Raw genomic sequence first — 14,582 nt, 5'->3', positions numbered from 1 at the left:
TGCGCGCACCTTTAGAAAGCGGCCCTCCACCGGGGGCCGCTTTCGCGCTTTCAGCATCCGTGACATCGATAGCGCCGGAGGCGCGCGATGGCGGACGAGGGCTTTGAGGGCGAGATCGTGTTGGAGGAGCCGGTGAATGTCGGCGCGCCTGAAGATGCGGCGCGCCTCTCCACGCAATTCGCGCGCTATCCCGGTTGCCAGCAATTGATCCTGTGGCTGCCGCAACCCGGCCGGCCGAACTACGGCGAGTTGCGCATCATCGGCCCCGACGGCGTGGCCATCGTGCAGGCGCCCGTCTCATCACACCTCAATGGCAGCATTCAAATTCTCACCGACACGTATCCGTGGCCGCCGGGGGCCTACCGCGTGGAGATTGATCACGTCGATGGCTGGCGACACGAATTGCGTATGGAGAAGCTTGAGGAAGGCGTAGCCGCGCCAAAGCCACCCGCGCCGCCTGCGCAAGAGGAAAAGCCGAGTGATGCCGAGCGCATCTACCGCGATGGCTTTGGCAATGTGATTCCGAATCCGGATTTGGAGGTGCGGGCGCGGGCGATGGAGACTATCGTCGCCAAATTCATGCGGCGCTTGGAGTTCGAAGGTAACGCGCGCGCGGGCGTTATCATATACGTTGAGGGCGAGCGGCGCATCCGCTTCTCACACGAGATGTGCACCGGCCGTGTTAAATTCAGCATCGATCTGCCGCGCCCGCAACATTGGGAAGCGCAGACGGGCGCGCCGCTCGCTGACCGTGACGACATCGTGGATTTCGTCGCGCGTGAAACAAGACGGACGCAGGCGAGCTCGTGGGACTACGAGATCCACGAAGACCGCGTCGATTTCGTGGATCCGCGCCACCCCTAATGATCATCGTCGCCAAGAAGTGAGCGCTCATGTTCGCCGTCCTCTTGCTCGAAACCCGCGCCGTCGCCTGTTGTTGGCGTGGGCTGAGCCGCAAGTGCAAATGTGGTCGTAGCCGCGAAAACTAGGGCTGCGATCAGCGCAGAGGGGTGTGCTGCTGGAGCGTCCTCACCGGGTTCATCCGCACGACGTCGCTTTGCGCCGGAGATCATAGCTGGAACGAGCCGGTCGCGGCTGAGCCAGGATTCAATGGCGACGCCGATCAGGTGAAGCACCACGAAGGCTTGCAGAACACGAAATAAGGCTTCGTGCGCTTCGGCCATGTTCAAACCGCCCATGCCCACAAACGGCCCGGCCATCTCATCCCCGCCGCTGAACAGTCCGGTGATCACCATAGCCGTCACAAGTGCGAGCAGCGCAAACACGGCGAGTCCGCCCAGGGGATTGTGTCCGAGGTGCCGTTTGGGCTGGTCGCGGAAAAGGTCGCCGAGGTGCTCGATAATGGTTCGGGGACCCGCAACAAAGTCGCGGAAGCGCGCACGCTCGTTGCCGACGAAGCCCCAAATAACGCGAAAGACAATGAGGCCAGCAATCGCCTCGCCCGCGTATCGATGCAGCGTTGCCGCGCCGCCTTCCTCGCCGCCGCTGAACCACGCCACCATCAGCAAGATGACGAGCGCCCAATGGAAAACGCGCGTGGGCAAATCCCAGACGCGAACAAGTCTTTCTTGCATGATCGTCTCCTCAAGTTGGCTCAAGGAGGTTTTGCGCCGCGCGACCTGACGTCTCGCCGTTAGCGCGTGTCAGCGTTGCATCAGGTGCAATCGCTTTTCAGCTTTAATTGCCAACGAGTTTCGCCACGCCGCGATAAGCGTCCGCCGCGATCAATTCTTGCGGCGCGCCTGCGGTCTTGCTGCGCAATTCCGCCGTCCAGAGCATGTCATACGCGGCGTTGAGCTTCTTCGCTGTCCAGAGCCGCGCTTGCGCGGCGACCGCGTCGCGTTCTTTCCAGAACACAGGCGGGCGTAGCTTGGCGATCGCATCTGTCGGGCTCATGCCTTGATCGATCAGCGCGCGCGCTTCGCGCAATTGGTGCAGCCGCCGCAACAGGGCGCGCAGCGCCGAGACGCCGGAGAGCGCGTCGATGCGCGCCAGCGATTCCACCGCCTGCGCCACGCGGCCCTGAGCCGCCGCCAGGGAAGCCGCGTCGAGCGCGCTTTCGGCTTCGCTCGCCATCAGAGCTTCGAGGTCCTCGACACTGAGCTTGCGGCCAAGATTGTGGGCATAGAGTGCAAGCTTCTCGACTTCTCGCCGCGCCAGGCCCCGATCGGGCGGCAGGCTGCCGAGGAACGTCTCCTCGGCGTCGCGATCGAACTCGATTTTCAGCTCTTTCGCGAGCGCCTTGGCGTATTGTGCGCGCTCGGCTTCGGTCTCTTCGTAGAAAGCGATAACAGCGCCATTTTTCGCCGCGCCAAATTCTTTCACCAGCGTCGCCGTCGAACCGAGGTCCCCAGCCTCAACGATCAGATAGCCGCACGGCGCGCCGCTCTCGATTGTCCTCAGCGCATCGAGGATGGCGTCGTCGCTGCCTTTGCCGCTGGCGCGCACCCATACGATGGTCGGGCCGCCCAGCAGGGATTGCGCGGACAATGCGTCGGCGAGCTTGGCGCTGTCCTTTTTGAGATCGTCATCGCCGAGCTTGGTGATCGCGTAGGGGTCATCGGATTTTCCAAGCGCCCAGGCGGCGAGTGTCTGGGCCGCTTCGTGCACGAAGCTCTCGTTGGGGCCGTAGAGCAGAACAGCGCCGACGGCCTTGTCGGGTTTGTCGAGGAAGCGCCGGATCGAGGCGCCGGCGATTTTCACCGCGCCGCGCTCTCAGAGCGCGCTTGCGCCATGCGCAGCGCGAGTTCGGACCGGAAGCGTTGCGCCATCGTCTCAGCGGCGCGATCGCGTGCATCGTCTTGTGCTGCAATTTCGCCGAAGGCCGCGGTCGGGATGTCGTAATTCGCCGTCGTCACGACCGAGCCGCGCATCACGCGGCCTTGGCCGGAGGGCGGCGTCAGAACGTAATTGGCGGTGAGGCGAAGCTCGGCGCGCGTCGCGGATTCGTCGCGACGAATGCCAAGCTGGGTCACGTTCTCCACCAGATTGATCTCAAGGCTCATCGGCGGCGAACCGTCATTCTCGACCTGAAGAATGCGCGACAATTCCGTGCGCAGCGTGTGGCCGGCGCGGCCTTCGATCTCGCCGACCTGCACGGGGCCGATAGCGTTGCCGCCGCCGGCAGGCGCATACATCGGCTGGAAGCCGCAGGCCGCGAGCAGCAGAAGCGAAAGGCTGGCCATCCATACGCGCATCAGAATTCTCCGCCCGCGATCAGTTCGCGACGATATTGACGATCCTATCGGTCACCACAATCACCTTGCGAACGGTAACGCCCTCCAGGAAGGGCTTCACCGCCTCGTGTTGCAGCGCAAGCTCACGCACGTCGGCCTCGGCGGCGCCCTTGGGCGCTTCGATCTCCGCACGTTTCTTGCCGTTCACCTGGATCGGCAGTGTCACGCTGGTGCGCGCCGCCAGTTCCGGGTCCGCGACGGGCCAGGGCGCTGTCGCGGCAAAGCCCAGGAAGCCCAGCTTCTCCCAGCACTCTTCCGCCAGGTGCGGCATGAAGGGTGAGATCAGCTGCGCCAGGATGCGCAATGCTTCGCCGCGCGCGAACACGCTGCCGCCGTCCTCGCTCTTCAGCTTGGCGATGGCGTTGACGAGCTCGTAGCTGCGCGCGACTGCGACGTTGAAGCGGAAGTTCTCGATGTCATCGGTCACGCTCTGGATGGCGCGGTGTGCGAGCTGGCGCAGCGCGTACGCTTCCGGCTCCATCGCCGGCGCAGCTTCGCTAGGTTTGGGCGCTGGGTTGCCGTGGCCGTCGACCAATGTCCAAACGCGCTGCACGAAATTCCACGCGCCTTTGACGCCGGACGCCGTCCATTCCACATCGCGCTCAGGCGGCGAGTCGGAAAGCACAAACCAACGCGCAACGTCGGCGCCAAAGTCCTGAATGAACGCGTCGAGATCGACGACGTTCTTTTTGGATTTCGACATCTTCTCAATCGCGCCGACATTAACGGGGGCGCCCGTTTTCAGTTCGATGCGCTTGCCGTCTTTGACGTCTGTGTCTTCCGGCAAAAGCCACGCACCCGACGCCGATTTGTACGTCTCGTGCACGACCATGCCTTGGGTGAACAGGCTGGCGAACGGTTCGCCGTCGCTGACGTCATCGAGGAAGCCGCAATCGCGCATCGCGCGCGTAAAGAAGCGCGAATAGAGCAGGTGGAGAACCGCGTGCTCGATGCCGCCGACATATTGATCAACGGGCAGCCAATACGAGGCGAGCTTTTTGTCGAACGGCGCTTCGGTGTTCGTGGGATCGGTGAAACGCGCGAAATACCAGCTCGAATCCACGAACGTGTCGAGCGTGTCGGTTTCGCGCTGCGCCGCGCCGCCGCAACTCGGGCATTTCACGTGCTTCCACGTCGGATGCCGGTCCAGCGGATTGCCCGGCTTGTCCTTGTCGAAGGTGACATCCTCCGGCAGTTGCACCGGCAGATCTTTTTCTGGCACGGGCACAACGCCGCACTTGGCGCAATGGATCGCCGGGATCGGGCAGCCCCAATAACGCTGCCGCGATACGCCCCAATCGCGCAGGCGATATTGCGTCGTCGCTTCGCCCTTGCCGAGCTTCACCAATTCTTCGATCGCGCGATTGATTGCGTCGCGCGTGGAGAGGCCATCGAGGAAGTGCGAATTGTAGATCACGCCGTCGTCAGTGTAGGCGTCCTTGGTCACCGCATATGTCGCTGCGTCCTGACCTGGCGGCAATACGACCGGCTTGAACGGCAGTTTGTATTTGTTAGCGAAGTCGAGGTCGCGTTGATCGCCGGCGGGTGAGCCGAAGATCGCGCCCGTGCCGTATGAGGAGAGCACAAAGTTCGCCGCCCACACCGGCAATTCCCAGCTCGGATCGAACGGGTGCTTCACGCGCACGCCAAGATCGACGCCCTTTTTCTCGGCCTTTTCGATGTCGGCTTCGCTGGTGCCGAGCGCTGCACATTCCGCGACAAACGCCGCCACATCGGGGCGATGTTCGGCGATGGCTTTTGTCAGCGGATGATCGGGCGCGAGCGCGAGGAAGCTCGCACCGAACAACGTGTCCGGCCGCGTGGTGTAAACTTCGATCGGGTCGCGCGCGTGGTTCGGTTCGCCCGCGGGAGACGTGGGCAAGAAATCTGGCGCGGACGCGATGTCCCACCAAATCTTCGCGCCTTGGCTTTTGCCGATCCAGTTCGACTGCATCAGCCGAACTTTGTCCGGCCACTTATTCAGCTTGGTCAGCGCGTCGAGCAGATCGTCGGCATAGGCGGTGACGCGGAACACCCATTGTTCGAGCTCCCGCGTCTCGACCGTAGCGCCCGAGCGCCAACCTTTGCCGTCGACCACTTGTTCATTGGCGAGCACGGTCATGTCGACCGGGTCCCAATTCACTTTCTGCTTCTTGCGATAGACGAGGTCGTTCTTCCAGAACGCCAAGAACATCGCTTGCTGGTGCTTGTAATAGGCGGGATCGCACGTCGCGATTTCGCGTGACCAATCGATCGCCAAGCCCAGCAGTTTCAGCTGTTCGCGCATCGCGGCGATGTTGTCGTAGGTCCAGCCCTTGGGGTGGATGCCGCGCTCCATCGCGGCATTTTCCGCCGGCAAGCCGAACGCATCCCAACCCATCGGGTGCAGCACATTGTAGCCGTTCGCACGCCGGAAGCGCGCGATCACATCGCCCATTGTGTAATTACGCGAATGGCCGACATGGATGCGTCCCGACGGATAGGGAAACATCTCAAGCACGTAGGCTTTTTTCTTGCCCTGGGCTTCGGCGGGCGTGAGCGCGCGATCGATCCCGGACGCAGCCCAACGCTCACGCCATTTCGGCTCGACTTCGCGGTGATTGTACCTAGACGACATGCCTACGCCCCTTAGAGGAGCGCCTTAAGTCCGGCAATGGCGCGCAACGTCTTACTGCGGCAATTGGCCGAGACGGAGTTGGCGCGCGCGCGTCAGGATCGCGTTCTCGATCTGGATTTCCGTGGCCGGATCGACCGTCGCATCAACCCACGCGCCGCTTTGCTGCTGCTGGCGGAAGATCGAGACGTTGAGCGCGTCGGCGCGCAGGCGCGTGTCGAGGATGTACACGGTCGCCTTGAAGCGCTCGTTCGGCGTCGTCGGGTCCGAATACCAATCGGTGATGATGACGCCGCCGAACGGATCGGCCGACGCGAGCGGCATGAAGTTCAGCGTGTCGAGCGAAGCGCGCCACAGGAACGAGTTCACGCCGATGCCGGCTTGGCTGGCGCTGCTGTCATTGTTGCCGCCGCCGAAGATCGAAACGCCTCCGCGATCGCGGTTATCGTCCGCGCGCGATTGGCCCGCCGGGGCGTCGTCACCGCGGAACATGGAGCAGGCCGAAAGCGCGAGGGCGGCGACCATGAAAAGTGCGCCCTTAATTAACGTGCGCCCAGCCTGCGACATCAGCATTCCCTCCGCAATTCGGTATGGCCGCATCGTCCCCCGACGCAGCGCGAGCGCCCATATAACACGGGCCCCATGGAGAGCCAGGGGTCCACTGCGAACCCGGCGATGTTGTGGCGAGGGCTCGCCTGACTGGTTAACCTGTGGGGAACTTGGGCGCTTTGGCCTCGTTCTTGACGAAATATTCGCAGGACCTGTGTCCTAAAGTTCACTGCGCTCGGCGATCGATTCGGTTATATTGATTTGGTAGAGCGTCTTCGCTGTGGGGTTTGACGTGTTTAAGGGGTCTGCATTCGTGATCGCGGGGGCCGCCGTTTTGGCGACGACCGGCGTCGCGCACGCGCAAGACCGCCCGGTCGCGGCGCCCGTCACAGTATCGGAATCCACGGCAAACCGCGCCGCGGTGCCCTGGTACCAGCGTTTCACCACCTCAAACGGGGTAACGGAAAACATTACCGGCGATGCCGAGAATGACCGTGCGCTCGCGCCGACCTGGACCATGAACCAACGTTGGGGCGTCACCCTGGACGTGCGCGAAGCGCAGCGCGTTGAGCGCCTGGCCGAAAGCCGGGGCGACCAAACGTCCGTCGGCGCCTTCTACCAATTCACGCCGAGCGTCCGCGTCGGCGGCGAAGTCAGCGTCGAGACCTCTCCGGCGCTGAGCCCGGTCGCGCGTCCAGCCGAAGAAGAGCCGCGGGCTGGCGTGCGCCTCGAATCGGCGTTCCGCTTCTAGGCGGCGAACGCATCCACAGCAGCTAGCCCCGCAAACCCGCGTCCACTCAGCGTGCGCGCGTTTTTTGAATCTATGCCGCCTAAAGCGATAACCGGCAGCCGGGCCGCGCGCGCCATCTGGCTCGCATGGAAAAGGCCAAGCGGAGCATTGCCCGAAGAGCTGCGCGTCTCGAACACCGGCGCCAGCACGCAGGCGCTGGCGCCAAATGAGGCCGCGCGCGCCAGTGCTTCGGCGGAATGTGCGGATGCTGTCTCCAGGGAGAGCGCATAATCGCGGTGTTTCGGCAGCAATCGCTCGGGCCAATGCACGCCATGCGCGCGGACGCGGCGGGCAAGCGCCGCATCGCCAGACACAAGCAAAATGAGCCCACGCGAACGACAAAGCGTCCCAAGCCCACGCGCGATTTCTTCGCGCTCTTCCACGCCAAAGTGCCGATAAACGACGGCCGTGCCGCGCGGCAGGCGCTTGGTGATCGCGATCGGATCAGGCGTACGCAGCGGGTCAGTGAAGAAATACAGCGCCGGAACGCCCGTAGCGCCGACCTCGGTGTTGAGCCGCCGCGCTTGCGCCGCTAGTGCGTGTATCGAGCCCATGGACCTCATCACCGAAATCGCCGCCAACCGCGCCGCCATTCTAGCGCGCATCGCCGACGCTGCGCGCGCCGCCAAGCGTGCGCCGGCTGATGTGGCGCTTGTGGCCGTATCCAAACTACAGCCGGACGAGCGCGTCGAGGCCATGCTCGCAACAGGGCAACGGCTCTATGGTGAGAACCGCGTGCAGGAGGCGCAAGCGCGCTGGACCGAGCGCCGCGCGCGTTTCTCCGATCTGAAACTCCGCCTGATCGGCCCGCTGCAATCCAATAAGGCCGAGGATGCCGTCGCCCTGTTCGATGCGATCGACAGCCTGGATCGCGCAAAGCTCGCCAAGGCCTTGGCCGACGCAGTTCAGAAGCTGGGCCGCTGCCCGGAGCTGTTGGTGCAGGTGAACACGGGCGAAGAGCCGCAAAAGGCCGGCGTGGCCCCGGCCGAGGCCGATGGCTTCATCAAAGCGGTGCGGAAGGAATACGGCCTGCCGGTCGCTGGCCTCATGTGCATCCCGCCGGTGGATGAGGAGCCGGCCATGCATTTCGCGCTGCTGGCGAAGATCGCCGCCCGCAATGGCCTGCCCACCCTAAGCATGGGCATGAGCGAAGATTTCGAGACCGCCATCCGCTTTGGCGCGACCCAGGTCCGCGTGGGCTCGGCACTGTTCGGAAATAGGGCCTAAAGCGCGAGCGCGATTGCAAAAGCGTGAAAGGACATGGTCATAAGCATCAGGTTAGGCTTTAAGCCTGCACCCTGGACGGCCGATGTCACGCGAAACGACCATCCTCATTATCGACGACGATGCTGACCTCCGTCAGGCGTTAGTCGAACAATTCGACCTCGAAGATGGCTTCGGGGGCGTCGGCGCCGCTTCGGCTGCCGAAGGCTTCGTCGCGGCCGCCGACCAGAAGCCGGCGGCGATCGTTCTGGACGTTAGCCTGCCCGACATGGACGGCTTCGAGGCTTGCAAGCAGCTCCGCGATCAAGGCGTCAAAGCGCCGATCATCATGCTGACGGGCGCAGCGCAAGAAGAAGAGCAACAGGTTCAGGGTCTGGACGCCGGCGCGAACGATTACGTGCTGAAGCCGTTCAAATTCTCGGTGTTGCTGGCGCGCATCCGCGCGCACCTGCGCAGCCACGAAGCGAGCGAAGACGCCGTCTATCGCATCGGCCCGTATGAATTCCGCCCCGCCGTTCGGCTCCTGATCGATTCGCAGGAAAAGAAGATCCGCCTCACCGACAAAGAAGCGGCGATCCTGCGCTACCTCTATCGCTCCGGTGAAAAGCCGGTCGGCCGCGATGAGCTGCTGCGTGAAGTGTGGGGCTACAACGCCAACGTCACCACGCACACGCTCGAAACGCACATCTACCGCCTGCGCCAAAAGATCGAGCCGGACGCGCAAAGCCCGAAGCTCTTAATCACCGAGACGGGTGGTTATCGCTTGCAGGTCTAGAAAATCAAAAGGCCCGGATCGCTCCGGGCCCTTTAGCTTTCTGGATTTTGCATGGACGATTAGGCGACGATTTGGGCGGCTTGGGTGACGGTCGCGAACGCGAAAGGCATGAACACCGCAGCGGCTGCGATCAGGCTGTAAAACTTGGTCATTTGCTTTGCTCCCCGGAACCCCGTGTTCCGATGAAGCCAAGGTACTAGGCGCTTAAGCTTATGGATGTGACGCAAGTCACGCCCGGATCGAGCGCAGAAAAACGCCCCGGCGCGAACCGAGGCGTTTCTGGTTTGTGTGACGTTGCTTAGTTCGCAGCGACCCGCGGTGAAGCGGGGCCGCGTTCGGCGGCGATCTTCACCTTGCCGCTGCGCGCATCAGCGAGACGCGCGAGCAGGGCTTCGTGCTCATCCCACAGACGTTGCGGCAGACGATCGCCGAACTTTTCGTAGTGCGGCGTCACCAGCGACGCTTCTTCATCCCAAACATCGAGATCGACGCCGAGCAACGTATCGAGCGCGTCGTTCGAGAGTGTGAGACCACTCGTGTCGAGCGAGGCGGCGGTCGGCACGCGGCCGATCGGCGTGTCGTTCGCAGCCGCTTTGCCGTCTAAACGCTCGCTCACCCATTTGAGCACGCGCGCATTGTCGCCGAAGCCCGGCCAAATGAACTTGCCCTCTTGGTTCTTACGGAACCAGTTCACGAAGAAGATCTTCGGCAGCTTCGCGCCCTGGCGCTCGCCGATCTTCAGCCAGTGCGCGAAATAATCGCCCATGTGATAGCCGCAGAACGGCAGCATCGCGAACGGATCGCGGCGCAATTCGCCGACCTTGTTTTCAGCGGCAGCCGTGCCTTCCGACGCCACGTTCGAGGCCAAGAACACGCCATGCGCCCAATCAAACGCTTCGGTCACGAGCGGCACCGCGCTGGCGCGGCGTCCGCCGAACAGGATCGCGTCAATCGGCACACCCTTCGGGTCTTCCCATTCCGGCGCGATCACCGGGCACTGCCCCGCGGGCACAGCGAAGCGTGAGTTCGGGTGCGCGGCCGGGAATTTGGAATCCGGGAGCCACGCATTGCCTTGCCAATCGGTGAGACCAGCTGGCGGCGTTTCGGTCAGACCTTCCCACCACACATCATTGTCGGCGGTGAGCGCGACGTTGGTGAACACCGTGTTGGCGTAGAGCGTTTCCAGCGCGGATTTGTTCGTCTTCGAACCGGTGCCCGGCGCCACGCCAAAGAAGCCCGCTTCCGGATTGATCGCATACAGGCGGCCATCGTCGCCAAAGCGCATCCAGGCAATGTCGTCGCCAATCGTCTCAGCTTTCCAGCCGGGGATCGTCGGCTGCAGCATGGCCAGATTGGTTTTGCCGCAGGCGGACGGGAACGCGGCGGCGATGTACTTCGCCTGGCCTTCCGGATTGGTGAGCTTGAGGATCAGCATGTGCTCGGCGAGCCAACCCTCATCGCGCGCCATCACCGAAGCGATACGCAGCGCGAAGCACTTTTTGCCAAGCAGCGCGTTGCCGCCGTAGCCGGAGCCGTACGACCAGATCTCGCGCGTTTCCGGGAAATGCACGATCCACTTTTCTTCATTGCACGGCCACGGCACGTCCTTTTGGCCTGGCGCAAGTGGTGCGCCTAGCGTGTGCACGGCGGGCACGAAGAAGCCGTCTTCGCCGAGTTGATCGAGCGCGCCTTTGCCCATGCGCGTCATGATGCGCATCGAGGCGGCGACGTAACCGGAATCGGTGATCTCAACACCGAGCTGCGAAATCTTTGAGCCGAGCGGGCCCATGCAGAACGGCACGACGTACATGGTGCGGCCGCGCATGGCGCCATCGAACAGGCCGCCGAGCTTTTCGCGCATTTCAGCCGGCGCGACCCAATTGTTCGAGGGGCCGGCGTCGCCTTGCTCTTGCGAACAGATGAACGTGCGGCTTTCGACGCGCGCGACGTCCTTCGGATCGGACGCGGCGTAATAGGAATTCGGGCGCTTCTTTTCGTCGAGTTTCTTCAGCGTGCCGGCGGCGACCAATTCAGCCGTCAGGCGCTCCCACTCGTCCTCGGAGCCATCGCACCAATAGACGCGGTCCGGCTTAGTCAGCGCGGCGATGCTCTCGACCCATTCTACGAGCTGCTTGTGCTTCGTGGGCGCCGGGTGAAGGCCAGGAATGCTTACGGTCACGGAATCCCTCCAGGCGCAGCTTGTGAGCCGCGCGCGCATGATTGTGTGCAAGAAGCGTGCTTGGGGAAGCCCATGTCAAACACGTTCTGCGAGGCCGATGTGACCTCCTGCCGCAATGCCGATTGCCACCGGTAGCAATGTCAAAATCAAAGCAGCAATGCGCCGGCGGATGTGCTCCGCCGGCGCCAATTGGAACGGTAATGGAAAATTGTGGCGCCTAGCCCTGTGCAGCGACCCATTCGTTCATGATGCGCTCAAGCACTGAAAGCGGCACAGCGCCGTTCGCCAGCATCGTGTCGTGGAAGCTCTTTAGATCGAAGCGAGCGCCGAGCGCGCTGCGAGCGCTGTCGCGCATGCGGTTAATCGCCTGGCGGCCGACCATGTAGGAGCACGCCTGGCCCGGCCACACACAATAGCGCTCGATCTCGGTGGTGATGGAGCTTTCTTGATCGCCGGTAGCTTCGACCATCGAGGCGATAGCTTGCTCGCGCGTCCAGCGCTTGTGGTGAATGCCGGTGTCGCAAACGAGACGCGAGGCGCGGAACGTCGCCGATTGCAGATAGCCCAAGCGGCCGAGCGGATCGCTGTCGTATGCGCCCAGTTCGCTGGCGAGTTGTTCGGCGTAGAGCCCCCAGCCTTCGCTGAATGCGCTGAAACCCAGCATCGCGCTGCGGATGAACGGGATCGAACCGGATTCCTGTTGGATCGAAATCTGCCAGTGATGGCCCGGCACGCCTTCGTGGTAGTTCAGCGTCGGCAGCGTGAATTTCGGCCATTCCGACGTGTCGCGCAGATTGATGTAATAGGCGCCGGGGCGGGAGCCATCGAGGGCGGCGCGCTGATAATAGCCGCCCGGCGCGCCAGCTTCGGTCGTCACCGGCACGCGGCGGATTTCCAATTGCGCTTGCGCCAGCGTGTTGAACGCGCGCGGCATCATCGCTTCGATGGCGCGGGTTTGCGCGTTAAGGTCTGCGAGGATTTGGGCGCGGCCAGCATCGGTATTTGGATAAAGCTGATCCGGACGGCGCGAGAGTTGCTGCACTCGTGCGGCCACGCTGCCGCGGGTCATGCCTTGGCTGCGCAGGATTTGATCCATCTCGCTGTGGAATTGGGCGATGAGTTCGAGGCCGATGTTGTGGATCTCATCCGGCGACATCGTCGTTGTGGTGCGGCTCTGCAGCGCCGCGGCGTACATCTCCGCGCCCTGCGGCAAGCGCCAGATACCGGCGTCGTGCGTGGCGCTGCGACGCACTTCTCGCAGTGCCGCTTTCTGGCGCTCGTAGGCCGGATAGATGGCGTCGCGCACCGCCGCTTCGGCGCGGCTGACATAGTTCGCGCGCTCAGCATCCGTGAGCGCCGCCGTTTGCGGCAGGCGACGCACGAGTGTTTGCACGAGCAGATTCTGCGCGACGGGCGTCGACGTGAACGCATCCATCTGCGTCAGTGTGCGGTCGATCGCGAAATCCGGCGGGATCACGCCGGCGCCAGCGTCTTCGCGGATGATGCCGGTCTCTTCGTCCAGATTGCGCACGTAAGCTTCGAGGCGGCCAAAGAAGCCATCGACCTCATCGCGCGTGCGCAGGGGGTGCTGATTGTCGAGGAAATCTGGCGTGTTTCGATAGGCGCCGGTCAGCTGTGTGACGATGTACGGCCCGCCAGCGCCGCCGCCGACTTCGAAGCGCGATGTCGCCAAGCTGTTTTCATAAGAGGCGACTACGACGTCGAGCGTCACTTGCTCGTTCGCCGGCAGCGCGTTGCGATCGATCGCGCGCAATTCGGTCAGCGCGTTTTGGATGATGCCGCGATATTCGCGCGCCGACGCTTTGCTCGAGGAGCTCAGCTTATCGATGAAGCGATAGCCAGCGCGTTCTTCCGAAAGGCCGAGGCTGGTGCAGCGTTCGGGGGATTGGCGGAGGATGGCGGCGACGGTGCGGTCGAGGGTGGCGGTGAGCTGGGCGCTGGGGGTGGCGGGGGCCTCGGTTTCCGCCGCTGGCGCGCTGGCGCAGCCGGAGAGGAGTGCGGCGCCGGCGGCGCCTGCGCCGAGAAGAGTGCGTCGTGAAAGTTGCATTTGAGATCCCCAGAAAAGATGCACGCATCGTAACGCGCGCTACCGGTGGCTCAATGGCGGTTGCGACGAAGCGTTAGAGTTTCAAGCCAGCTACCACCGGGACGTGGTCGCTGGGGCGCTCCCAGGAGCGGCAAGGTACGTGGATATGGAAGGCGTCGGCTTGCGACGTCGGCGCGATGTCGTCGGTGGCCCAGATGTGATCGAGGCGGCGGCCGCGATTGTTCTTGGTCCAATCCGGGCTGCGGTAACTCCACCAGGTGAAGAGCTTCTCCGGGTCTGGTTTGTGGTAGCGCGCCAAGTCGACAAAGCCGCCAGCTTCGCGCGCAGCTTCTAAGCGCGTGGTCTCGCCCGGCGTGTGGCTTACGACATCGAGCAATTGCTTGTGGCTCCACACGTCGTTCTCACCGGGGGCCACGTTCAGATCGCCGACCAAGATCATCGGCGCCTTGCCGCGCCGCTTTTTGTAATCGCGCTTCATGCGGTCGAGGACGTCGAGCTTGTGCGCGAATTTTGGATTGTTGATCGGGTCGGGCACGTCGGCGCCGGCGGGCACGTAGAGATTATGCAACTCAACGCCGTCGATCAGCACGGTGGCGACGCGCGCTTCCTTCTTGGAGCACAGCGGCGGCGCTTCGATCGGCTCGATCTTGCGCTTCGAGACGATGGCCACGCCATGCCAGCCTTTTTGGCCGACCACATGCATGTGCTTGTAGCCGGCTTCTTTAAAAGCCTTGGCGGGAAATTCGCCGTCGCGGCATTTGATTTCCTGCAGGCACAAAACGTCCGGCTTCGCTTCGCCCAAAAACCGGCACACCATCTGGATGCGCAAGCGTACGGAATTGATGTTCCAGGTGGCGATTCTCAGCATGGGCCCTGTTTGGCGCGGGCGGCCCGCAAAAGCGAGAAGGCCCGACGCATTCAGCGCCGGGCCTTACTCTGCGCCTTGAGGGAGGGCGCTATTTTTGCCGGCAGGGGAAAAACCGGCTGTCGCGGTCGCCGCTACTGGATCGGTCAGCGGGGGGGACGACGCTAATCCAGGGGGATGTTGCGGCGACCGTGCCTGATGTATCTACGCCACGTTGAGAAAAAATTCAAGACCTGAGCTGGTGAAACCTCTTGCCAAATC

At 63.1% G+C, this 14,582-nt stretch carries 13 protein-coding genes; 4 read left to right on the top strand and 9 right to left on the bottom strand.

Annotated elements, in window-relative coordinates:
- Positions 1-87: 87 nt before the first annotated feature.
- Complete coding sequence (locus tag EPJ54_RS11825) at positions 88-864, top strand: hypothetical protein (protein ID WP_135211912.1); 777 nt, start codon at positions 88-90, stop codon at positions 862-864.
- On the opposite strand, the gene EPJ54_RS11820 is transcribed toward EPJ54_RS11825, so the two are convergent.
- The 5 genes from EPJ54_RS11820 to EPJ54_RS11800 form a co-directional block, all read right to left on the bottom strand.
- Positions 861-1,595 (bottom strand): cytochrome b/b6 domain-containing protein, encoded by a 735-nt coding sequence (locus tag EPJ54_RS11820; RefSeq protein ID WP_135211911.1) that lies wholly within the window; start codon positions 1,593-1,595, stop codon positions 861-863. The two genes, EPJ54_RS11825 and EPJ54_RS11820, sit on opposite strands and share 4 nt — an antisense overlap.
- A 103-nt stretch (positions 1,596-1,698) precedes the next feature.
- The gene (gene holA, locus EPJ54_RS11815) at positions 1,699-2,724 is read right to left on the bottom strand and encodes a DNA polymerase III subunit delta (RefSeq protein ID WP_135211910.1); all 1,026 of its coding nucleotides are present in this window, start codon (positions 2,722-2,724) and stop codon (positions 1,699-1,701) included.
- Entirely contained in the window at positions 2,721-3,218 is a 498-nt protein-coding gene (gene lptE, locus EPJ54_RS11810) for an LPS assembly lipoprotein LptE (protein ID WP_135211909.1), read from the bottom strand. The genes holA and lptE overlap by 4 nt, the downstream gene beginning before the upstream one ends.
- A 19-nt stretch (positions 3,219-3,237) precedes the next feature.
- Positions 3,238-5,874, bottom strand: coding sequence for a leucine--tRNA ligase (gene leuS / locus EPJ54_RS11805; RefSeq protein ID WP_135211908.1), 2,637 nt, complete (start codon positions 5,872-5,874; stop codon positions 3,238-3,240).
- Between the two features lie 51 nt (positions 5,875-5,925).
- On the bottom strand, positions 5,926-6,444 hold the full coding sequence (locus tag EPJ54_RS11800) for a DUF3576 domain-containing protein (RefSeq protein WP_239590889.1): 519 nt from the start codon (positions 6,442-6,444) through the stop codon (positions 5,926-5,928).
- A gap of 268 nt (positions 6,445-6,712) precedes the next feature.
- Between EPJ54_RS11800 and EPJ54_RS11795 the strand changes: the two genes are divergently transcribed.
- The gene (locus tag EPJ54_RS11795) at positions 6,713-7,171 is read left to right on the top strand and encodes an NtrZ family periplasmic regulatory protein (protein ID WP_135211907.1); all 459 of its coding nucleotides are present in this window, start codon (positions 6,713-6,715) and stop codon (positions 7,169-7,171) included.
- Here EPJ54_RS11795 and EPJ54_RS11790 read toward each other — a convergent pair.
- On the bottom strand, positions 7,168-7,764 hold the full coding sequence (locus tag EPJ54_RS11790) for a thiamine phosphate synthase (RefSeq protein WP_167755692.1): 597 nt from the start codon (positions 7,762-7,764) through the stop codon (positions 7,168-7,170). The two genes, EPJ54_RS11795 and EPJ54_RS11790, sit on opposite strands and share 4 nt — an antisense overlap.
- On the opposite strand from EPJ54_RS11790, the gene EPJ54_RS11785 reads away from it, so the two are divergent.
- Together EPJ54_RS11785 and EPJ54_RS11780 are read left to right on the top strand one after the other, a co-directional pair.
- Positions 7,763-8,437 carry a YggS family pyridoxal phosphate-dependent enzyme gene (locus EPJ54_RS11785; protein ID WP_135211905.1) on the top strand — a complete coding sequence of 225 codons (675 nt, stop codon included), beginning with the start codon at positions 7,763-7,765 and terminating at the stop codon, positions 8,435-8,437. The two genes, EPJ54_RS11790 and EPJ54_RS11785, sit on opposite strands and share 2 nt — an antisense overlap.
- 82 nt (positions 8,438-8,519) lie before the next feature.
- On the top strand, positions 8,520-9,209 hold the full coding sequence (locus EPJ54_RS11780) for a response regulator transcription factor (RefSeq protein WP_135211904.1): 690 nt from the start codon (positions 8,520-8,522) through the stop codon (positions 9,207-9,209).
- Between the two features lie 298 nt (positions 9,210-9,507).
- Here EPJ54_RS11780 and EPJ54_RS11775 read toward each other — a convergent pair whose 3' ends face one another.
- The 3 genes from EPJ54_RS11775 to EPJ54_RS11765 all read right to left on the bottom strand — a co-directional run bounded on the left by EPJ54_RS11775 (position 9,508) and on the right by EPJ54_RS11765 (position 14,324).
- Positions 9,508-11,388 carry a phosphoenolpyruvate carboxykinase (GTP) gene (locus tag EPJ54_RS11775; protein WP_239590888.1) on the bottom strand — a complete coding sequence of 627 codons (1,881 nt, stop codon included), beginning with the start codon at positions 11,386-11,388 and terminating at the stop codon, positions 9,508-9,510.
- A 217-nt stretch (positions 11,389-11,605) separates the two neighbouring features.
- Positions 11,606-13,456 carry a DUF885 domain-containing protein gene (locus EPJ54_RS11770; RefSeq protein ID WP_135211902.1) on the bottom strand — a complete coding sequence of 617 codons (1,851 nt, stop codon included), beginning with the start codon at positions 13,454-13,456 and terminating at the stop codon, positions 11,606-11,608.
- A 73-nt stretch (positions 13,457-13,529) separates the two neighbouring features.
- A complete protein-coding gene (locus EPJ54_RS11765; RefSeq protein ID WP_135211901.1) occupies positions 13,530-14,324 on the bottom strand; it encodes an exodeoxyribonuclease III in 795 nt (264 codons plus the stop codon).
- Positions 14,325-14,582 lie beyond the last annotated feature (258 nt).

This window comes from Vitreimonas flagellata (assembly GCF_004634425.1).
GTDB lineage: Bacteria > Pseudomonadota > Alphaproteobacteria > Caulobacterales > Aquidulcibacteraceae > Vitreimonas > Vitreimonas flagellata.
The sequence above is the reverse complement of the archived record's forward strand: the minus strand, read 5'-3'. Positions and strand labels throughout refer to the sequence as shown.

What these genes read in the sequence shown, in the direction of transcription:
- EPJ54_RS11825 (WP_135211912.1), top strand. Translation starts at nt 88, where the DNA reads ATGGCGGACGAGGGCTTTGAGGGCGAGATCGTGTTGGAGGAGCCGGTG.
- EPJ54_RS11820 (WP_135211911.1), bottom strand. Translation starts at nt 1,595, where the DNA reads ATGCAAGAAAGACTTGTTCGCGTCTGGGATTTGCCCACGCGCGTTTTC.
- lptE (WP_135211909.1), bottom strand. Translation starts at nt 3,218, where the DNA reads ATGCGCGTATGGATGGCCAGCCTTTCGCTTCTGCTGCTCGCGGCCTGC.
- leuS (WP_135211908.1), bottom strand. Translation starts at nt 5,874, where the DNA reads ATGTCGTCTAGGTACAATCACCGCGAAGTCGAGCCGAAATGGCGTGAG.
- EPJ54_RS11800 (WP_239590889.1), bottom strand. Translation starts at nt 6,444, where the DNA reads ATGCTGATGTCGCAGGCTGGGCGCACGTTAATTAAGGGCGCACTTTTC.
- EPJ54_RS11785 (WP_135211905.1), top strand. Translation starts at nt 7,763, where the DNA reads ATGGACCTCATCACCGAAATCGCCGCCAACCGCGCCGCCATTCTAGCG.
- EPJ54_RS11790 (WP_167755692.1), bottom strand. Translation starts at nt 7,764, where the DNA reads ATGGGCTCGATACACGCACTAGCGGCGCAAGCGCGGCGGCTCAACACC.
- EPJ54_RS11780 (WP_135211904.1), top strand. Translation starts at nt 8,520, where the DNA reads ATGTCACGCGAAACGACCATCCTCATTATCGACGACGATGCTGACCTC.
- EPJ54_RS11770 (WP_135211902.1), bottom strand. Translation starts at nt 13,456, where the DNA reads ATGCAACTTTCACGACGCACTCTTCTCGGCGCAGGCGCCGCCGGCGCC.
- EPJ54_RS11765 (WP_135211901.1), bottom strand. Translation starts at nt 14,324, where the DNA reads ATGCTGAGAATCGCCACCTGGAACATCAATTCCGTACGCTTGCGCATC.